Annotated in this window: 20 protein-coding genes and 1 tRNA gene; 18 read left to right on the forward strand and 3 right to left on the reverse strand. The window is 64.6% G+C overall.

The window, feature by feature from the left end; all coding sequences use genetic code 11:
* Window position 1: 1 nt before the first annotated feature.
* Window positions 2-1,420 carry a M16 family metallopeptidase gene (locus ACWCIA_RS11835; protein WP_454163459.1) on the reverse strand — a complete coding sequence of 473 codons (1,419 nt, stop codon included), beginning with the start codon at window positions 1,418-1,420 and terminating at the stop codon, window positions 2-4.
* Between the two features lie 11 nt (window positions 1,421-1,431).
* Window positions 1,432-2,826, reverse strand: a complete 1,395-nt coding sequence (locus ACWCIA_RS11840; RefSeq protein WP_454163461.1) for a M16 family metallopeptidase — start codon at window positions 2,824-2,826, stop codon at window positions 1,432-1,434.
* 424 nt (window positions 2,827-3,250) lie between these two features.
* Between ACWCIA_RS11840 and ACWCIA_RS11845 the strand changes: the two genes are divergently transcribed.
* The 3 genes from ACWCIA_RS11845 to ACWCIA_RS11855 all read left to right on the forward strand — a co-directional run bounded on the left by ACWCIA_RS11845 (window position 3,251) and on the right by ACWCIA_RS11855 (window position 5,581).
* Complete coding sequence (locus ACWCIA_RS11845; protein WP_454163463.1) at window positions 3,251-4,018, forward strand: GIN domain-containing protein; 768 nt, start codon at window positions 3,251-3,253, stop codon at window positions 4,016-4,018.
* 100 nt (window positions 4,019-4,118) lie between these two features.
* Window positions 4,119-4,727, forward strand: coding sequence for a tetratricopeptide repeat protein (locus ACWCIA_RS11850; protein ID WP_454163465.1), 609 nt, complete (start codon window positions 4,119-4,121; stop codon window positions 4,725-4,727).
* Between the two features lie 179 nt (window positions 4,728-4,906).
* Window positions 4,907-5,581 carry a hypothetical protein gene (locus ACWCIA_RS11855; protein ID WP_454163467.1) on the forward strand — a complete coding sequence of 225 codons (675 nt, stop codon included), beginning with the start codon at window positions 4,907-4,909 and terminating at the stop codon, window positions 5,579-5,581.
* Between the two features lie 94 nt (window positions 5,582-5,675).
* Here ACWCIA_RS11855 and ACWCIA_RS11860 read toward each other — a convergent pair whose 3' ends face one another.
* On the reverse strand, window positions 5,676-7,043 hold the full coding sequence (locus tag ACWCIA_RS11860) for an SGNH/GDSL hydrolase family protein (RefSeq protein WP_454163469.1): 1,368 nt from the start codon (window positions 7,041-7,043) through the stop codon (window positions 5,676-5,678).
* 271 nt (window positions 7,044-7,314) lie between these two features.
* Here ACWCIA_RS11860 and ACWCIA_RS11865 point away from each other — a divergent pair, with 271 nt between their 5' ends.
* The 15 genes from ACWCIA_RS11865 (at window position 7,315) to nuoK (ending at window position 19,821) form a co-directional block, all read left to right on the forward strand.
* A complete protein-coding gene (locus tag ACWCIA_RS11865) occupies window positions 7,315-8,295 on the forward strand; it encodes an NAD(P)H-quinone oxidoreductase (protein ID WP_454163471.1) in 981 nt (326 codons plus the stop codon).
* Window positions 8,296-8,506: 211 nt separating this feature from the next.
* Window positions 8,507-9,253 (forward strand): triose-phosphate isomerase, encoded by a 747-nt coding sequence (gene tpiA, locus ACWCIA_RS11870; RefSeq protein WP_454163472.1) that lies wholly within the window; start codon window positions 8,507-8,509, stop codon window positions 9,251-9,253.
* A gap of 49 nt (window positions 9,254-9,302) precedes the next feature.
* Window positions 9,303-9,752, forward strand: a complete 450-nt coding sequence (gene secG, locus ACWCIA_RS11875) for a preprotein translocase subunit SecG (RefSeq protein WP_454163474.1) — start codon at window positions 9,303-9,305, stop codon at window positions 9,750-9,752.
* Window positions 9,753-10,114: 362 nt separating this feature from the next.
* Window positions 10,115-10,199 (forward strand) — tRNA-Leu (locus ACWCIA_RS11880).
* 172 nt (window positions 10,200-10,371) lie between these two features.
* Entirely contained in the window at window positions 10,372-10,731 is a 360-nt protein-coding gene (locus ACWCIA_RS11885; RefSeq protein ID WP_056336180.1) for an NADH-quinone oxidoreductase subunit A, read from the forward strand.
* A 3-nt stretch (window positions 10,732-10,734) separates the two neighbouring features.
* On the forward strand, window positions 10,735-11,214 hold the full coding sequence (locus ACWCIA_RS11890) for a NuoB/complex I 20 kDa subunit family protein (RefSeq protein ID WP_056333529.1): 480 nt from the start codon (window positions 10,735-10,737) through the stop codon (window positions 11,212-11,214).
* A gap of 18 nt (window positions 11,215-11,232) precedes the next feature.
* Window positions 11,233-11,826 (forward strand): NADH-quinone oxidoreductase subunit C, encoded by a 594-nt coding sequence (locus ACWCIA_RS11895; RefSeq protein WP_454163476.1) that lies wholly within the window; start codon window positions 11,233-11,235, stop codon window positions 11,824-11,826.
* Entirely contained in the window at window positions 11,826-13,079 is a 1,254-nt protein-coding gene (locus tag ACWCIA_RS11900) for an NADH-quinone oxidoreductase subunit D (RefSeq protein WP_454163478.1), read from the forward strand. Before ACWCIA_RS11895 ends, ACWCIA_RS11900 begins: the two co-directional genes overlap by 1 nt.
* A gap of 21 nt (window positions 13,080-13,100) precedes the next feature.
* Window positions 13,101-13,589, forward strand: coding sequence for an NADH-quinone oxidoreductase subunit NuoE (nuoE, locus tag ACWCIA_RS11905; protein WP_454163480.1), 489 nt, complete (start codon window positions 13,101-13,103; stop codon window positions 13,587-13,589).
* Window positions 13,586-14,881 carry an NADH-quinone oxidoreductase subunit NuoF gene (gene nuoF, locus ACWCIA_RS11910; RefSeq protein ID WP_454163481.1) on the forward strand — a complete coding sequence of 432 codons (1,296 nt, stop codon included), beginning with the start codon at window positions 13,586-13,588 and terminating at the stop codon, window positions 14,879-14,881. The genes nuoE and nuoF overlap by 4 nt, the downstream gene beginning before the upstream one ends.
* A gap of 21 nt (window positions 14,882-14,902) precedes the next feature.
* Window positions 14,903-17,239: an NADH-quinone oxidoreductase subunit NuoG gene (gene nuoG, locus ACWCIA_RS11915; RefSeq protein ID WP_454163483.1), complete on the forward strand. Its 2,337-nt coding sequence runs from the start codon at window positions 14,903-14,905 to the stop codon at window positions 17,237-17,239.
* Complete coding sequence (gene nuoH / locus ACWCIA_RS11920; protein ID WP_454163485.1) at window positions 17,239-18,321, forward strand: NADH-quinone oxidoreductase subunit NuoH; 1,083 nt, start codon at window positions 17,239-17,241, stop codon at window positions 18,319-18,321. Before nuoG ends, nuoH begins: the two co-directional genes overlap by 1 nt.
* A 14-nt stretch (window positions 18,322-18,335) precedes the next feature.
* Window positions 18,336-18,824: an NADH-quinone oxidoreductase subunit NuoI gene (gene nuoI, locus ACWCIA_RS11925; RefSeq protein WP_056333554.1), complete on the forward strand. Its 489-nt coding sequence runs from the start codon at window positions 18,336-18,338 to the stop codon at window positions 18,822-18,824.
* A gap of 23 nt (window positions 18,825-18,847) precedes the next feature.
* Window positions 18,848-19,516, forward strand: coding sequence for an NADH-quinone oxidoreductase subunit J (locus ACWCIA_RS11930; RefSeq protein WP_454163487.1), 669 nt, complete (start codon window positions 18,848-18,850; stop codon window positions 19,514-19,516).
* A complete protein-coding gene (nuoK, locus tag ACWCIA_RS11935; protein ID WP_056333562.1) occupies window positions 19,513-19,821 on the forward strand; it encodes an NADH-quinone oxidoreductase subunit NuoK in 309 nt (102 codons plus the stop codon). The genes ACWCIA_RS11930 and nuoK overlap by 4 nt, the downstream gene beginning before the upstream one ends.
* Window positions 19,822-19,838 lie beyond the last annotated feature (17 nt).

Raw genomic sequence — 19,838 nt, forward strand, 5'->3', positions numbered from 1 at the left:
TTTACTTCTCAACCACCGTGAACTCGCCGAAGGGCTTCAACTGCGCCCCCACGGCCGCTGGATCGCCCACCACCACGATCGACTGCGCCTCCGGTGCGAAATATTTCTTCGACACGTCGCGCACCTGCTGCGGCGTCACCTTCTGGATCAGCGGGACGTACTGGCCGAGGAACTCCGGCGGCAGGCCGATCAGCCAGTTCTGCGCCAGCGTCTGGGCGACCGCGCCCTGCAGCTGGTTGCTGATCAGGTAGCCGCCGGCCACGTAACGCTTGTTCATCGTCATTTCGTCGGCCGCGACCAGGTCGCTGCCGATGCGCTTGTACTCGTTCAGGTACTCGGTCAGCGCCGCACCCGTGACTTCGTTACGCACATCGGCGCCGCCGACGATCGCACCGCCGGCGCGGTTCATGCGCGCACCGGCCGAGGCGCCGTAGGTATAGCCCTTTTGCTCGCGCAGGTTGATGTTCACGCGGCTCGAGAAGCCGCCGCCGAGGATGGTGCTGGCCAGGCGCAGCGGCACCTGCTCGTCGGCGCTGGCGGCGATGCCCGGGCCGCCGACGCGGATGGTCGACTGCACGCTGCCGCCGCGCTGGAGCAGCAGGCGCGCCGGCTTGGCGGGAGCGGCCGGGCGCGCGGCTTCGGCCAGCGCCGGCCCCGTGGCTTTCCAGTCGCCGAACGCGGCCTGGGCCAGTTTCATGGCCTCGGCTTCCTTGACCGGGCCGGTGATCACCAGCAGCGCGCGGTCGGGACGGAAGCGCTTCGCGTGCTCGCTGCGCAGCATGTCCTGCGTGACCGAAGTGATCGACGCCTCGGTCGGCTGGGTGTGGCCGTACGGGTGTTCGCCGTACACGGCCTGGCTGATGGCGCGCTCGGCGCGGAAGCGCGGCGTGGCCTCGGCGGCGCGCAGCTGCTGCAGCGCGTTGGCCTTGGCCAGTTCGACTTCCTTGGCCGGGAAGCTCGGCGTACGCGCCACTTCGGCCAGCAGCGACATCATCGCCGGCGCCTGGGAGGCGACCGCATTGGCCTGGACATACACGCCGTCGGCGGCGGCGCCGGCCGCCACCGAGCCGCCCAGGCCCTGGGCCGCTTCGGCGATCGCACGCGAGTCGCGCTTGGCGCTGCCCTCGTTGATCATGCCCGCGAACAGGTTGGCGAAACCCGGATGGGCGCGGTCGTCGGCCGCATAGCCGGCGCCGCGCACGGCCAGCACGTAGTCCACGCGCGGCAGGCCGTTACGCGGCACGACCCAGACGATCATCCCGTTGGAGAGGGTTTTCTTGACGATCTTCGGCGTCGGGATCGGCTTGTCCTGGCCGTAGGCCGGCATGGCGTTGGCTTTGGCCACAGCAGGGGCCTCGGCAGCGAACGCTGCCGGTGCGAAGGCCATCGAGACGGCCAGTGTCAGCATCAGTTTTTTCATCGATGCGCTCCTCATTTCTGTGCGCCGGCGGCCGGCGCGGTCTGGTTGCCGGCAGGCGCGGCGGCGGTCTTGGCGACGGGCTTGCGGTCGATAACGGTGCGGTTGGTCGAGACCAGGTAGGTGGCGGCCGCACGCTGGATGTCGGCGGACGTGACGCCTTCGATCCAGCCCGGGATCTTGTTGACGACGTTGGCGTCGCCCCACAGGGTCTGCAGGCGCGCCAGGGTGTCGGCACGGCTGATGAAGCTTTCCAGCCCGTTGTTCCAGTCGGCCAGCATGCGGGTCTTCACGCGCTTGAGGGTCGCGGCGTCGACGCCGTTCTTGACGATCTTGGCGATTTCCTCGTCCATGGCGGCGAGGATGGCGTCGGCGTTGCTGGTCGGCTTGTACATCGAGTAGACGGTGAACAGGGTAGGGCCGTCGTATTCCCATGGGCTGGTGAGGCCGAACAGCACGTCGACGTTCAGCGCCACCTCGCGGCCCTTGACCAGGCCCTGGTACAGCACCGAAGCGTCGCCGCCGGCCAGCAGTTCGCCGAGCACCGCCATCGGCGCCTGGTCGCGGCTGCCGCGGTCCGGCATCTTCCAGGCCGCGGCCAGCGCCGGCACCTGGGCCAGCGCGTCGCTCTGCTCGACGCGTTTTTCGACCTTGTTGAGCGGCTCGGAGAAATCGCCGCCTTTCGGCACCGGGCGCGCCGCGATGCCGCCGAAGTATTTCTGCGCCAGCGCGAAGCCCTGGGCCGGGGTCACGTCGCCGGCGATCGCCAGCACCGCGTTGTTCGGGCCGTAGTAGTCGCGGTGGAAGCCGCGCACGTCGTCGAGGCTGGCGCCTTCCAGGTCTTCGAAGCTGCCGTAGCCGTCGTGGTTGTTTTCCCACTTCTGGAAGGCGTGCTGGCCGATGTCGATCCACATGAAGCCGCCGTAGGGCTGGTTCTTCACGTTGACGCGGATTTCTTCCTTGACCACGTCCTGCTGGTTCTTCAGCGTCGCGGCATTGAAGTCCAGGGTCTTCATGCGGTCCGCTTCCAGCCACAGGATGGGCTCGAGCGCGGACACCGGCGCGGTCTCGATGTAGTTGGTGAAGTCGGCGCGGGTCGAACCGTTGTTGCGGCCGCCGCCGGCGGTGATCGTCTTGTCGAACACGCCTTTCGGCGCGTTGGGCGTCCCCTGGAACATCAGGTGCTCGAACAGGTGGGCGAAGCCGGTGCGGTTCTTCGGCTCGAGGCGCATGCCGACGTGGTACACGACCGAGACGCCGACGGTGGGCGAACTCGCGTCCGGGGTCACGATCACGGTCAGGCCGTTGTCGAGTTTCTTGGTATGGACCGGCAGGTCCCACCGGTCGGTTGCCGCAAAGGCGGACACCGACAGGCTGAGCCCGGCCAGCAGGACGGGAAGTTGGCGCATGCGCATTGATGACCTCAAATATAGGGCTGAGTCGAATGAAAATAGCCGCGCGGAGCAGGCCGGCATGGCCGGTCCGCATACCCGCGCGGAGCAATTCATCTTAGCGCAACAGCATGTTAAAAAGTAATTTTTTACGTATGCATGTCGGCAAACGGCACGGCACGGATGGGGCGAATCCGTCGTCCAGGGCCTGTTTTTTGCAGTCTGTCGCAATCCGGGGCGGCGGCCGGCGCCGGCTCGCTATAGTGGCAACACTGGAAACACACCCGGCAAACTGTACAAGAATTGTCGGGTATGCACGGTTTTACTGGAGCCCGGCCCAGCTTGCTGGTAGGGTGCCGCCTGATGGGTCTGTATTGACATGAGGGCAGGCACGGCAAGAGTCGGTACGCGCCATCACGAACAGGAACACGGAGAATTTTGCATGACCCATTATTTGAAGCTCGGCCTGGTGGCCTTCTGCCTGCTGGCGCCGCTGCGCCTGGCCGCGGCCGCGCCGGAGACGACGACCGAAACCCGTCCGCTCGACGCGCGCGTGGTGCGCGTGAAGATCGAGGGCGTGGTCGACCTGCGGCTGCGCCAGGGCAGCCCTGCGGCGCTGGTGCTGCGCGGCGACCCGCGCTGGGTGGCACGCATGACGACCCACCAGAACGGCGACACCCTGGTCATCGAGAGCGACATGGAAGGCATGCGCATGGGGCGCCAGATGCCGGTACGCGCCGAGATGGTGCTGCCGAACCTGCGCGAGGTCGCGTCCGAGAGCCTGGGCAATACCGAGATCACGGGCTTCCGCGGCGACGAGCTGGAACTGTCGCTGGATGGCGCCGGCTCGATGAACGTCAACTCCAGCTATCGCATCGTCAGCGCCAGCCTGGGCGGCGTGGGCAGCATGAAGCTGGCCGGCATGAACAGCGAAAGCATCAGCCTCGACCTGCAGGGCGCCGGCTACGTGACGCTGGCCGGGCGCAGCAAGCTGCTCAAGGCCGAGCTGGGCGGCCTGGGCGGCCTGGACGCGCAGGGCTTCACGGCCGACAGCGTGTCGATCGAACTGTCGGGCCTGGGCAACGCGACGGTGACCGCGCACCAGAGCGCGAACCTGAACCTGTCGGGCATGGGCTCGGTCACAGTCTACGGCAAGCCGCAGAACCGCAGGGTGAGCGTCGACGGGCTGGGCAAGGTCAGCTGGAAATAAGCAGCCTGGCCGCGGGCGGGGCATTCGTGGCAGAGACAACGAGAGACGCGAAGGTACAGGCGGATACAGGAAGATACCTGAGCAGTTCCACGCACAGATAATGAAAAAATTTACCGTAGCGATCCTGCTGGCCCTGGGCCTGCATGGCATGGCGCAGGCAGGCTTTCCCGAAGGAGCGAACGCCTACAATGCGCGCAATTACGCGCTGGCGCTGAAGGAAATCACGCCGCTCGCGCGCGCCGGCCATGCCGACGCCCAGCACCTGCTGGGCTTGATGTATTACATGGGCCGCGGCGTCGCGCGCGACTACAAGCAGGCTTTCGGCTGGCACCTGAAGGCGGCCCAGCAGGGCAAGGCCGACGCCCAATACGTGGTCGGCGCGATGTACTACACCGGCAACGCCGTGCCGCAAGACCAGAAGCACGCCGTCACCTGGTTCCGCAAGGCGGCCGAGCAGGGCCACGGCGAAGCCCAGCACGCCCTCGGCCTGATGTACCGCTACCACGTGGCCGGCGTGCCCGGCGACCCCGTCATCGCCTACATGCTGTGGAACCTGGCCGCCGCCGGCGGCAACCACAACGCCGTCAGCCAGCGCGCCGCGATCGCCAAGCAGATGACGCAGGCGCAGATCGAGGAGGCGCAGGCGCTGTCGCGGACGTGGAAGGTGGGGACGGCCTTGCCGACGCAGTCGAGGACGGGCGGGGGCTAGGCGGCTGCCGATTTCTCCTCCGGTTACCCTTCCTCGATACGAAAGGTGGCGAAAGCGCGACGTCGCTGCCGTGCCTGTGGTCTTTCCGGCGCACGGCGCTAGTATGAAGTCCTCGGGCCCGCGCACGCTTGCAGTTGTCCGCCCCGCTGCGGTCCATGCTGTTCAGCCAGGAGGAGCGCATGATGTCTACCGTTCGCGCCAGTTCCGCACTCGTATTCGCCACATGCTGCGCCACTTCCGGGTGCTCCTTCATCACGCGTCCCATGGAGCAGCCGGTGATCGAGGACAACCTGCGCCGCAATACCATGAGGCACTCCGACATGGGCATCCTGTCCTTGAGTCCGGAGCGCAGGGCGGTGCTGTACAACTTCCAAACTCGACGGTACTGCGCGGAAAACCCCACCGAAGTCGGCATCGACATGGCATCCGCGGCCAAGCTGGCGGCCGGCCTGCAGGGCAGTGAGGCCAGGAAGATCGCAGAGGTCGCCGCCGCCGCGTCCGCTGCGAGCAATAATTTCGTCCTGAACCGGCGCTCGCAGGGGATCATCCTGTTCCAGTCGTCGTCCTATTCGTACTGCCAGATGTTCGCGAACGATGCCATCGACGGCCCCCAGTTCATCAAGTTGCAGGAGGCAGCACTGGGCGCGGCGGAGCGTGTGCTCATCGAGGAAATCAGGGCGATCGCCACGATCCGGGACCCGGAGCCTGTGGTTCCGACTGCCGACGAGAAGCGCGCGAAAATGGAGGAGCAAACAGTACTGCCGGAGACGAAAGCGAAAGCGAATGCGACCCCGGCAGGGAAGCAGCCTGCGAAGGAAGCATCGCCTCCGGCAAAGGCAGCCGGCGTCAAATGAGGGCCGTAGGACGGACAGGGCCGCCAGGGCGGGGACGGCCGGTTCCTGGAACAGGGCTGGGCGGAGATGCTTCCACCGCCCAGCCCGGCTTGCTTTACTTCTGCGCCGCCTCAGCCGCCTTGGCCGGCGCCACCGCCGTCAGCCCCAGCGAGCGGAACAGACTCAACGGCACCGCATTGCCCATCGCCTGGTAGCCCAGGTCGCTCGGGTGCAGGTGGTCGCCGCTGTCGTAGGCCGGCAGGAAGCGGCTGGGGTGGGCCGGGTCGCGGGTGGCGAGGTCGAAGTCGATCACGCCGTCGAACTCGTCGCTCGAGCGGATCCAGTTGTTCACCGCCTGGCGCACCACTTCCTTCTGCGGTGAGTAGTAGCCCGCGCCTTCGAAGGGCGTCAGCGTGGCGCCGAACACGGCGATGCCCTTGGCGTGGGCGCGCGCGATCACCTGGCGGTAGCCGGCGATCAGTTCCTCGGGCGAGATCGGGTTCTCGTTCGGGCTGTTGCCGATGTCGTTAATGCCGATCATCAGGGTCAGGTAGCGCACGCCGGCGGTGGCCAGGACGTCGCGGTCGAAGCGCTCGAGGATGGGGCGGCCGGCCAGCGGATTGGTCGATTCGCTCAGCAGGCGGTTGCCGCTGATGCCGCGGTTGACCACGCCCAGGCGCGCGTTCACGCCCTGGACCGGGTCGCGCACGGTCTGCAGGCGGCGCGCCAGCCAGTCGGGCCAGCGGTTGTTGGTGTCGACCGTGCTGCGGGTGCCGTCGGTGATCGAGTCGCCCATGGTGACGATGGCCGGGCCGGCGCTCTCCACGTCCACTTCGGTGAGGAAGGGCCAGTTGGTGATCGTGCGCTGCACGGGGAGCGTCGCGGCGCCCGTGAAGTCGCCCGGCAGCGAGACGTAGTTGGTCTGCAGCGCCGTGTTGTGGATGGTGGTCGCCTGCACCGTGCCCGGCAGGTAGAGGCTGACCGCGAGGTCGCCCAGGGCCGGCACGTTCAGTTCGACCGGGTCGGACAGCACCGGGGCGCCCGCGGGAATCGTGATCGACGTGTTGCCGCTGAAGGTGAGCACGCGGTCGGTGCCGGGCGCGACGTCGGCGCCCGTGCCGCGCACGCCGATCCGGGCCGCGCCGATGCGCAGCGGCGTGCTGCCGAACTCGTTCGACACGCGGATGCGCACGCGGTTGCCGCCGATGCTGGTGTGGACGATCAGGCGCAGGGTCTGGTCGGTGAAGGTCTGGACGGTGGCCGGCGTCGGCGGACCGGCCGGCGCCGTGCCCCAGGTGCCGGTCCAGCGCTCGCCGGTCCAGTTCTGGGCCTGGGTCGGCTGGCCGGGCAGGGCGAGGGCGACGGCCACGGCGGCCGTAGCCAGCAGCATGGCGCGGCGCGGACGGTTGGCCGGGGTGGGGCGCCGGAAGGCGGACATGGTGCGGCGCGCCAGGTCGAGCAGGGAAGGCGAAATCACGTGCATGATCGTGCTCCTTCGATAGTTGGGGGAACGGCTCCGTGCAGTGGAAATAGCAGTTGAGCTCGCGTCCTCCAATCTATGCGGCGCGAATAGGGCGGACAAGATGGTCACGGACGAGTTCGTTGTGTTAGCTCTAAAGTTCCCCAAAAAGCTCATGCATTAGAGAATTTGTTTGCGCTTGAGCACAGGAATAGGAAATATATTCTCCCTGCGGCAACAAATGCATCCATGTGGGCTGGCGTACAATTGTCCTTTTTCCAACGGAGGCCGAACCATGCGCGCAATCGAAATCACCCAGCCCGGCAAGCCCGAGGTACTGCAACTGTGCGAGCGTCCGCTGCCCGAACTGAAGGCGGGCGAGGTGCTGATCCGCGTGCATGCGGCGGGCATCAACCGGCCGGACGTGCTGCAGCGCCTCGGCCACTATCCGGTGCCGCCGGGCGCGTCCGATTTGCCGGGGCTGGAGGTGGCAGGCGAGATCGTCGACGGCGATTTGACCGGCAGCGGTTTCGCCAAGGGCGACATGGTCTGCGCGCTGGTGCAGGGCGGCGGCTACGCCGAGTATTGCGCGGCGCCGCTGGCGCAATGCCTGCCGGTGCCGCAGGGGCTGAGCGCGGTCGAGGCGGCCTCGCTGCCGGAGACCTTCTTCACGGTGTGGACCAATGTGTTCGACCGCGCGGGCCTGGCCGAGGGCGAGACGCTGCTGGTGCAGGGCGGGACCTCGGGCATCGGCGTCACCGCGATCCAGCTGGCCGCCGCGATGGGGCACCGGGTGTTCGCCACCGCCGGCAGCGACGACAAATGCCGCGCCTGCGAGGCGCTGGGGGCCGAGCGCGGCATCAACTATAAGACCGAGGATTTCGTCGAGGTCGTCAAATCGCTGACGGACGGGCGCGGGGTCGACGTGGTGCTCGACATGGTGGCGGGCGACTACGTGGCGCGCGAGATCAATTGCCTGGCGGACGACGGGCGCATCGCGCTGATCGCGCTGCTCGGCGGGGCGAAAGCGAATGTCGACCTGGGGCAGGTGCTGCGGCGGCGGCTGACGATCAGCGGCTCGACCTTGCGGCCGCGGCCGGTGGCGTTCAAGGCGGCGATCGCCCGCAACCTGCGCGAGCGGGTGTGGCCGCTGATCGAGGGCGGCAGGGTCAAGCCGGTGATCCATCAAGTGTTTCCGCTGGAGGCGGCGGCACAGGCGCATGCGTTGATGGAGTCGAGCACGCATGTGGGGAAGATTGTGTTGCAGGTGGTGTGAGGGCATAAATGCGCAACGGGCGGTTGAACGCGTGGACGGGAAACCCGTCCACCCTACGTTGAGCTGGCGGTAGGGTGGACGGCTCTGCCGTCCACGCGTTCATCGTACGTCAGCACACCATTGTCGTCTTTCTAATACTGAGTGCTCAGCCTTTGTTTGACCGTCCCCGGAACGGCAGCTAGAATAGCGGGTTATTTGACTGTGGGGTAATATGCGTCCCAAACTCGTCGTAGGTAACTGGAAGATGAACGGCAGCCGCGCGAACAACGCGACGCTGCTCGCTGGTATTGTCGCTGGGCTGGAGAACGCGAAGGCCACCTGCGCCGTCTGCGTGCCGGCTCCCTACCTGCAGCAATGCGCCGATACGCTGGCCGGCTCGAAGCTGGCCTGGGGTGCGCAGGATGTGTCGGTCCATGCAAGCGGCGCCTACACGGGCGAAGTGGCAGCCTCGATGTTGGCGGATTTTGCGTGCAGCTACGTGATCGTCGGCCACTCGGAACGCCGCGCCTACCACGGCGAGGGCGACGAGCTGGTGGCGAAGAAGACGCTGGCGGCGCTGGGCGCAGGCCTGACCCCGATCGTGTGCGTCGGCGAAACGCTGGACGAGCGCGAGGCAGGTCAAACGAATATGGTGGTCGGCCGCCAACTGTCTGCCGTGCTGGAGCTGCTTGACGCGAACGCCATCGAGCGAATCGTGGTGGCCTACGAGCCGGTCTGGGCGATCGGCACCGGCAAGACGGCGACCCCGGCCATGGCGCAGGAAGTGCATGCCCAGCTGCGCAGCCAGTTGCGCGAGCGGAATGCCTCGGCGGGCGAGAAGGTCGCGATCCTGTACGGCGGCAGCATGAAGCCGGACAATGCGCTCGAGTTGATGGCGCAGGCCGACATCGATGGCGGCCTGATCGGCGGCGCCGCACTCAAGGCGGCGGATTTCCTGGCCATCATCGCCGCGGCCTGAGCTGTCTGAATAGAATTTGCAACGTAGTTAAACTTGGAATGGAACTGTAATGAACGTGTTGTCCAATTTTGTGATTGTCGTGCAGGTCATCTCCGCGCTGGCCATCATTGCCCTGGTGCTGCTGCAACACGGCAAGGGTGCTGACATGGGTGCCGCTTTCGGCTCCGGCGCGTCGGGCAGCCTGTTCGGCGCCAGCGGCTCGTCGAACTTCCTGTCGAAGTCGACCGCGGTCGCCGCGGCCATCTTCTTCGGCTCGACCCTGGCCCTGGCATACATGGGCAACACCCGCAGCGGCGACGCCGCACCGAGCGGCGGCGTGATGGAACGGATGGCGGCGCCTGCGAACGGCGTGCCGGCAACGACCACGACCACCGACGTGCCTGCACCGACCGCAGGCGTGCCGGCCGCACCGGCAACCGATGTGCCGGCTGCGCCTGCGCAGACCGTGCCTGCTGCTCCGGCTGCTCCGGCACCGGCGGCTCCGGCTACCCAGCAGTAATTTGTCGTTTCGGTTGTATGCGGGAGCTGGCCTGGCTGGCTCTCGGTGAAGTTATAGTGGCAGGGAGGGGCGGTGGTGTTCGCGGAATCGGCTGAGCTGATGTCTGTTGAGCGCGTGGACGGCAGAGCCGTCCACCCTACGTCCCTCTCGCGGTAAGCGGAAGGCGGCCCACGGGTCGATTTCCTTCTTGAAGTACCCCGGCAGCGCCACCAGTTAGGTGCTTGTCCGGCTCTCAGGCCTCTTTTGCTGTGTTTTCAAACACGCAATGATCGAAAGTTTGAGAAATTCCCTGTTTTTCCTTGCGATGCATCAATTTGAGCATTGAAAAAAGGTGCTAAAGCAGGGTAGAATACTGGTCTCCAGCCGACGTGGTGAAATTGGTAGACACGCTATCTTGAGGGGGTAGTGGCGCAAGCTGTGCGAGTTCGAGTCTCGCCGTCGGCACCAAGATACAGAAAAAGCCAGCAAGGGCAAACGAGCAATTGCTCTCATGCCTGAGCTGGCTTTTTCACGAGGATCAGTCGTACGGTCCTGGTGTAAGTACGAGGCCAGGATTGCGCGATACGGCGCTGCAGGCATGCAGTGGTTTCATTAACCGATCGTTCAAATAGGCTCCATCGTGAACCTCGAAAATTACTTCCCCGTTCTTCTCTTCATCCTGATTGGCGTCGGTGTCGGCGTCGCACCCCAGGTGCTCGGGTATCTGCTCGGACCGCAACGTCCGGACGCGGCAAAACTCTCCCCTTACGAGTGCGGCTTCGAAGCCTTCGAAGACGCTCGCATGAAATTCGACGTCCGGTACTATCTGGTCGCGATCCTCTTTATTTTGTTTGATCTGGAAACGGCATTCTTCTTCCCATGGGGCGTCTCGATGCGCGAACTGGGTTGGACCGGCTTCATCACGATGATGGTGTTTATCGCCGAGTTCGTGGTCGGGTTCTGGTACATCTGGAAGAAAGGTGCCCTTGATTGGGAATAAGCCATGGCTATTCATGAAGGCGTTCTAAACGAAGGTTTCATTACCACCACAGCCGATAAGCTGATCAACTGGGCGCGCACGGGATCGATGTTCCCGATGACGTTTGGCCTGGCATGTTGCGCGGTCGAGATGATGCATGTGGGCGCAGCCCGCTATGACCTCGACCGCTTCGGCATTGTGTTCCGCCCATCGCCACGCCAGTCCGACGTGATGATCGTCGCCGGCACCCTGTGCAACAAGATGGCGCCGGCGCTGCGCAAGGTCTACGACCAGATGGCCGAGCCGCGCTGGGTCATCTCGATGGGTTCCTGCGCCAACGGCGGCGGCTACTACCACTACTCGTACTCGGTGGTGCGCGGCTGCGACCGCATCGTGCCTGTCGACGTCTACGTGCCGGGCTGCCCGCCGACCGCAGAAGCTCTGCTGTACGGAATCATGCAGCTGCAGAACAAGATCAAGCGCACCAACACCATCGCGCGTTAATAAAAAGCTGGATTCACCATGACGACAAAACTCGAAGTCCTCCAGCTCGCCCTGGAAAAAGCACTGGGCGAGGGCGCCGCTATTAGCGCTGCGCTCGGCGAAGTGACCGTGGTGGTCAAGGCCGCCGATTACCTCCGGTCGATGCAGATCCTGCGCGACGACCCGACGCTCGCGTTCGAAGAAATGATCGACCTGTGCGGCGTCGACTATTCCGAATACGGCGAAGGCACCTGGGACGGCCCGCGTTTCGCGGTCACCAGCCACCTGCTGTCGCTGGCGAACAACTGGCGCGTGCGCGTGCGCGTGTTCTGCCCCGACGACGAGATGCCGATCGTCGAATCGATCACCGGCATCTGGCGCGCCGCCAACTGGTACGAGCGCGAGGCGTTCGACCTGTACGGCATCCTGTTCGACGGTCACGGCGACCTGCGCCGCATCCTGACCGACTACGGCTTCATCGGCCACCCGTTCCGCAAGGACTTCCCGATCTCGGGCTATGTCGAAATGCGCTACGACCCCGAGCAGAAGCGCGTGATCTACCAACCCGTGACGATCGAGCCGCGTGAAAACATTCCGCGCGTGATCCGCGAAGAAACCTACGGGATGAAATAATGGCTGAGCTTAAGAATTACACCCTGAACTTTGGTCCGCAGCACCCGGCAGCGCACGGCGTGCTGCGCCTCGTGCTGGAACTCGACGGCGAAGTGATCCAGCGCGCCGACCCGCACATCGGCCTGCTGCACCGCGGCACCGAGAAGCTGGCCGAGACCCGCACCTACCTGCAGTCGGTGCCCTACATGGACCGCCTCGACTACGTGTCGATGATGTGCAACGAGCACGGCTACGTGCTGGCGATCGAGAAGCTGCTCGGCATCGAAGCGCCGATCCGCGCGCAGTACATCCGCGTCATGTTCGACGAGATCACCCGCCTGCTGAACCACCTGATGTGGCTCGGCGCGCACGCGCTCGACATCGGCGCCATGGGTCCCTTCCTGTACGCCTTCCGCGACCGCGAAGACCTGTTCGACGTCTATGAAGCCGTCTCGGGCGCGCGCATGCACGCGGCCTACTACCGCCCGGGCGGCGTCTACCGCGACCTGCCGGACACCATGCCGCAGCACCGCGAGTCGATCATCCGCAGCAAGAAGGCGATCGCCCAGCTGAACGAAGACCGCCAGGGTTCGGTGCTCGACTTCATCGAAGCCTTCACCAAGCGCTTCGACGGCTACGTCGACGAATACGAGACCCTGCTGACCGACAACCGTATCTGGAAGCAGCGTACGGTCGGCATCGGCGTGGTGTCGCCGGAAGACGCGAAGGCGATGGGCTTCACCGGCGCCATGCTGCGCGGTTCGGGCGTGGCCTGGGACCTGCGCAAGACGCAGCCGTACGCCGTCTACGACAAGCTCGAGTTCGACATCCCGGTCGGCACCAACGGCGACTCCTACGACCGCTACCTGGTGCGCGTGGAAGAAATGCGCCAGTCGAACCGCATCATCAAGCAGTGCATTAACTGGCTGCGCGTGAACCAGGGCCCGGTGATGATCGACAATCACAAGATCGTCCCGCCTGCGCGCGAAGAGATGAAGTCGAACATGGAATCGCTGATCCACCACTTCAAGCTGTTCACCGAAGGCTTCCACGTCCCGCCGGGCGAGGCCTATGCCGCGGTCGAGCACCCGAAGGGCGAGTTCGGCATCTATATCGTGTCGGACGGCGCCAACAAGCCGTACCGCCTGAAGATCCGTACCCCGGACTATGCCCACCTGCAGAGCCTGGACGAGATGGCCCGTGGTCACATGATCGCCGACGCCGTCACGATCATCGGCACCCAAGACATCGTTTTCGGCTCCATTGACCGATAAGTCCGAAAGGCAGAAAAGATTATGTTGTTATCCGAGCAGTGCTATAAAAAGATTGACCGCGAGTTGGCCAAATACCCGGCCGACCAGCGCCAGAGCGCCGTGATGGCCGCGCTGGCGCACGCCCAGGTCGAACTGGGCTGGCTGTCGCCAGAAACCATGCAGGAAGTCGCCGACTACATCGGCATGCCGGCCATCGCCGTGCAGGAAGTGGCGACCTTCTACAACATGTACAACATCCGCCCGGTCGGCAAGCACAAGATCACCGTGTGCACCAACCTGCCGTGCGCGCTGTCGGGCGGCGAGCGCGCCGCGCATCACCTGATGCAAAAACTCGGCGTCGAATTCCGCGGCACCACCGAAGATGGCCAGTTCACCGTCATGGAAGGCGAGTGCATGGGCGCCTGCGGCGATGCGCCGGTCATGCTGGTGAACAACCACCGCATGTGCTCGTTCATGAGCAACGACAAGATCGACGCCCTGGTTGAGGAACTGAAGGAAGCCAAGCAATGACCAGCCTGCACGACCGTCACATCAATCCGCTGATCCTGAAGGATCTGAACGGCGAAAACTGGCATCTCGAAGACTACGTCAAGCGCGGCGGGTATTCGGCCCTGCGCCGTATCCTCGAGGGCGGCATCACCCAGGAACAGGTCATCGCCGACCTGAAGGCCTCGGGCCTGCGCGGCCGCGGCGGCGCCGGTTTCCCGACCGGCCTGAAGTGGAGCTTCATGCCGCGCCAGTTCCCTGGCCAGAAATACCTCGTCTGCAACACCGACGAAGGCGAGCCGGGCACGTTCAAGGACCGCGACATCATCCGCTACAACCCGCACGCGCTGATCGAAGGCATGGCCATCGGCGCCTACGCGATGGGCATCACCGTGGGCTACAACTACATCCACGGCGAGATCTTCCAGGAATACCTGCGCTTCGAAGAGGCGCTGGAAGAGGCGCGCGCCGCCGGCTTCCTGGGCGATAAGATCATGGGCTCGGAATTCAATTTCCAGCTGCACGCTGCCCACGGCTACGGCGCCTACATCTGCGGCGAAGAGACCGCACTGCTGGAGTCGCTGGAAGGCAAGAAGGGCCAGCCGCGCTTCAAGCCGCCATTCCCGGCCTCGTTCGGCCTGTACGGCAAGCCGACGACCATCAACAACACCGAGACCTTCGCGGCCGTGCCGTTCATCATGAACGTCGGCCCGGAGAACTACATGGGCATGGGCAAGCCGAACAACGGCGGCACCAAGATCTTCTCGATCTCGGGCGACGTCGAGCGTCCAGGCAACTACGAGATCCCGCTGGGCACGCCGTTCGCCAAGCTGCTCGAGCTGGCCGGCGGCATGCGCGGCGGCAAGAAGATCAAGGCCGTGATTCCAGGCGGTTCCTCGGCTCCCGTGATCCGCGGCGAAGTCATGATGGAAACCGACATGGACTACGACTCGATCGCCAAAGCCGGCTCGATGCTGGGTTCGGGCGCCGTCATCGTCATGGACGAGACGCGCTGCATGGTCAAGTCGCTGCTGCGCCTGTCCTACTTCTACTACGAAGAATCCTGCGGCCAGTGCACGCCGTGCCGTGAAGGCACCGGCTGGCTGTACCGCATGGTCCACCGCATCGAGAACGGCCAGGGCCGTCCGGAAGACATCGAGCTGCTGAACAACGTGGCGTTCAACATCAAGGGCCGCACCATCTGCGCACTCGGCGAAGCCGCCGCGATGCCGGTGGAAGCCATGATCAAGAACTTCCGCGAAGAGTTCATTCATCACATCGAGCACAAGCAATGTCTCGTGCCCACATACCTTTAAGCCAGGTCAGGTAACGATCAAATGGTTGAAATTGAATTAGACGGCAAGAAAGTCGAAGTCGCACCAGGTTCCATGGTGATGGACGCCGCAAACAAACTCGGGACCTACATCCCGCACTTCTGCTATCACAAGAAATTGTCGATCGCAGCGAACTGCCGCATGTGCCTGGTCGAAGTCGAAAAGGCACCGAAGCCGATGCCTGCCTGCGCCACGCCAGTGTCGCCGGGCATGATCGTGCGCACCCACAGCGACAAGGCCGTGGCCGCGCAGAAGTCGGTCATGGAGTTCCTGCTGATTAACCACCCGCTCGATTGCCCGATCTGCGACCAGGGCGGCGAATGCCAGCTGCAGGATCTGGCCGTCGGCTACGGCAAGGGCGAGTCGCGCTACAACGAAGAAAAGCGCGTCGTGACCCCGAAGGAAGCCGGTCCGCTGATCTCGATGGAAGAGATGAGCCGCTGCATCCAGTGCACCCGTTGCGTGCGTTTCGGCCAGGAAGTGGCCGGCGTGATGGAATTCGGCATGCTGGGCCGCGGCGAGCACTCGGAAATCACGACCTTTGTCGGCAAGACCGTCGACTCGGAAGTGTCGGGCAACATGATCGACCTGTGCCCGGTCGGCGCGCTGACCAGCAAGCCTTTCCGTTACTCCGCACGTCCATGGGAACTGCAGCGCCGCAAGTCGGTCTCGCCGCACGACTCCCTCGGCACCAACCTGATCGTCCAGGTCAAGGGCGGTAAAGTGATGCGCGTGCTGCCGCTGGAAAACGAGAACATCAACGAGTGCTGGCTGTCGGACAAGGACCGCTTCTCCTACGAGGCGCTGGACAATGCCGACCGCCTGATCAACCCGATGATCAAGCAGGGCGGCCAGTGGCAAGAGACCGACTGGCAGACCGCGCTCGAATACGTCGCCCACGGCCTGCGCAACATCCGCCACGAGCATGGCGCCGACAGCATTGCCGCCGTCGCGACCGCCCACTCGACCGTGGAAGAGCTGTACCTGCTGAACAAGGCGATGCGCGGCTTCGGCGTGAACAACGTCGACTTCCGCCTGCGCCAGAGCGACTTCGCCCTGGACGGCAGCGTCACGCCATGGCTGGGCATGCCGATCGCCGAACTGTCGCACCTCAAGCGCGCCTTCGTGATCGGTTCCTTCCTGCGCAAGGATCACCCGCTCGTCGCCACCCGCCTGCGTACCGCAGTCAAGGCCGGCGCCAAGCTGGCTATCCTGCACGGCTCGGACGAAGACAACCTGATCCCCACAAGCAACAAACTGATCGCCGCACCAAGCGACTGGCTGGCCGTGCTGTCGGAAGTCGTGTCGGCTGTCGCCGCCGCCAAGGACATCGCCGCCCCTGCGGGCTTCGAGAACGTGCAGGCCGGCGACGTGGCGAAAGCCATCGCTGCCTCGCTCGCCGCCATCGACGGCGACGTTCCGGGCGCCGTCCTGCTGGGCAACGCTGCTGCGCACCACCCTGAAGCGTCGAAGATCCACGCTGCCGCACAGTGGATCGCCAACGCGACCGGCGCCAAGTTCGGCTCCTTCGTGGAAGCGGCCAACACCGTCGGCGGCTACCTGGTAGGCGCGACCACGAACACCGACCTGTTCAGCGTACCGAAGAAGGCTTATGTCTTGCTTAACGCCGAGCCGGAACTCGATGCCGCGAACCCGCAGCAGGCTGTTGCCGCGCTGGCCGGCGCCGAAATGGTCGTCGCCATGTCGCCGTTCAAGCATGGCTTCGACTACGCCGACGTGCTGCTGCCGATCTCGCCGTTTACCGAGACCGCCGGTACTTTCGTGAACTGCGAAGGCCGTGCACAGAGCTTCAACGGCACCGTCAAGCCGCTGGGCGAGACCCGTCCGGCCTGGAAAGTGCTGCGCGTGCTGGGCAACCTGCTCGGCCTGCAAGGATTCGACTACGACACCGCCGAATCGATCCGCGACGAAGCGCTGGGCAAGGGCGTCACCGACCTCTCGGGCAAGCTGAACAACGTGGCGAAACTGGCACCAATGGCAGCTTCGCGCTCGGAAGAGCAGGGCGCAATCCAGCGTATCGCCGACGTGCCGATCTACTTCGCCGACGCCATCGCGCGCCGCTCCGAGCCGCTGCTGCGCACGGCCGACGGCCAGCAGCCGCTGGCCCGCCTGCCGAAAGCCCTGGCCGAGCGCCTGGGCGTGAAGGCCGGCGACGTCGTCAAGGTCACGCAAGGCAACGGCAGCGCGCTGCTGGTCGCCGACATCGACGCCCGCCTGCCGGCGAACGTCGTGCGCGTGGCCGCCGCGCATCCGGCAACCGCAACTCTCGGCGCAATGTTTGGCGCCATCAACGTTGAAAAAGCAGGGGAGGGCAAGTAATGGCAACGCCCGGTTTTATCGATAACATCTACACCGGCGGCGAATCGCTGCTGGGTCCGGTCTGGCCGCTGGCCTGGACTGTGGCCAAGATCCTCTGCGTGCTGCTGCCGCTGATGGGCCTGGTCGCCTACGCGACCCTGTGGGAACGCAAGCTGATCGGCTGGATCCAGATCCGCGTCGGCCCGAACCGCGTCGGCCCCGGCGGCCTGCTGCAGCCGATCGCCGATGCGGTCAAGCTGCTGCTCAAGGAAATCGTCATCCCGACCAAGGCCACCACCAAGCTGTTCGTGCTGGGCCCGATCATGACGATCATGCCGGCGCTGGCTGCCTGGGCGGTCGTGCCTTTCGGCCCGGACGCCGCGCTGGCCAACGTCAACGCCGGTTTGCTGCTGCTGCTGGCGATCACCTCGATCGAGGTGTACGGCATCATCATCGCCGGCTGGGCCTCGAACTCGAAGTACGCCTTCATGGGCGCGATGCGCGCCTCGGCCCAAATGATTTCCTACGAAATCCCGATGGGCTTCGTGATGGTCGTCGTGCTGATGGTTTCGGGCAGCCTGAACTTCTCGGACATCGTCGCCGGCCAGGCCGTCGGCATGGCCGCGAGCAATGGTCTGAACTTCCTGTCGTGGAACTGGCTGCCGCTGCTGCCGCTGTTCGCCATCTACTTCATCTCGGGCCTGGCCGAATGTAACCGCCACCCGTTCGACGTGGTGGAAGGCGAGTCGGAGATCGTCGCCGGCCACATGGTCGAGTACTCGGGCATGTCCTACGCGATGTTCATGCTGGCCGAATACGCCAACATGATCCTGATCGCGACCCTGGCATCGATCATGTTCCTCGGCGGCTGGCACGCACCGTTCTCCTTCCTGGAATTCGGCGGCGCCTTCGGCGGCTTCTTCTGGCTGTTCCTGAAGATGTTCCTGCTGGTGTCCCTGATGATCTGGGTCCGCGGCACCTTCCCGCGTTACCGCTATGACCAGATCATGCGCCTGGGCTGGAAAGTGTTCATTCCAATCACGCTGGTGTGGCTGGTGCTGGTCGCCGGCGTCATGCAGACGTCCTGGAATATCTGGAAGTAAGGAAGCACATTCAAATGAACCGAATTAAAGATATCCTCGGCAGCCTGATGCTGTCCGAACTGTTCAAGGGGCTGGCCCTGACGGGCCGCTACGCCTTGTCGCGCAAGATCACCGTGCAGTATCCGGAAGAGAAGACCCCGATGTCGAACCGCTTCCGCGGTTTGCACGCACTGCGCCGCTACCCGAACGGGGAAGAGCGCTGCATCGCCTGCAAGCTGTGCGAAGCAGTCTGCCCGGCGATGGCGATCACGATCGAATCGGCGCAGCGCGAGGACGGCACCCGCCGCACCACGCGCTACGACATCGACCTGACCAAGTGCATCTTCTGCGGCTTCTGCGAAGAGTCCTGCCCGGTCGACTCGATCGTCGAGACCCACGTGCTGGAATACCACGGCGAAAAGCGTGGCGATCTCTACTACACGAAAGAGATGCTGCTGGCAGTGGGCGACCGCTACGAGGCCGACATCGCCGCCGCTCGCGCGGCCGATGCGAAGTACCGTTAACAAGAATAAGGTCTCGTAAAGTCATGCAATTTACAACTGGATTGTTCTACGTCTTCGCGGCCGTCATGGTGCTGTCCGCGCTGCGCGTCATTACTGCCAAGAACCCGGTGCACGCGGCCCTGTTCCTCGTGCTCGCGTTCTTCAACGCGGCCGGCATCTGGCTGCTGCTGAAGGCCGAGTTCCTCGCCATCGTGCTGGTGCTGGTCTATGTCGGCGCCGTCATGGTGCTGTTCCTCTTCGTCGTGATGATGCTCGACATTAACGTCGACCGCATGCGCGAAGGCTTCTGGGGTTACCTGCCGATGGCGCTGGTCATCGGCGCCGTGATCGTCATCGAGATGGCCCTGGTGCTGTGGAACAGCTACGGCAGCTTCGCCCAGACGCCCGAGGCGGCTGCGCTGAACCTGGGCGGCACCCGCGAGCTGGGCCGCCTGATCTACACCCAGTACATCTACGGCTTCGAAATTGCCGCCGTGATCCTGCTGGTGGCCATCATCGCCGCCGTGGCGCTGACCCTGCGCAAGCGCAAGGACAGCAAGGCAATGGACCCGGGCGCCGCCGTGCGCGTCAAGCGTAACGACCGCCTGCGCATCGTCAAGATGGAAGCGGTGAACCAGCGCGCCATCGACGAGGCCAACGTGGCCGCCGCAGCTGCAACTGCAGCCGCGCAGAACAAGGAGCAGAACTCGTGACTTTATCGCTCGCACACTACCTGGTCCTGGGCGCGATCCTGTTCGCGATCTCGATCGTCGGTATCTTCCTGAACCGGAAGAACATCATCATCCTGCTGATGGCCATCGAACTGATGCTGCTGGCCGTGAACCTGAACTTCATCGCTTTCTCGCACTACCTCGGTGATGCGGCAGGGCAGATCTTCGTGTTCTTCATCCTGACCGTGGCCGCCGCCGAATCGGCGATCGGCCTGGCCATCCTGGTGGTCCTGTTCCGTAACCTGGACACGATCAACGTGGAAGACCTCGACAGCCTGAAGGGCTGACCGGTCTCGGCTCGATA

Source organism: Massilia sp. SYSU DXS3249, assembly GCF_053668055.1.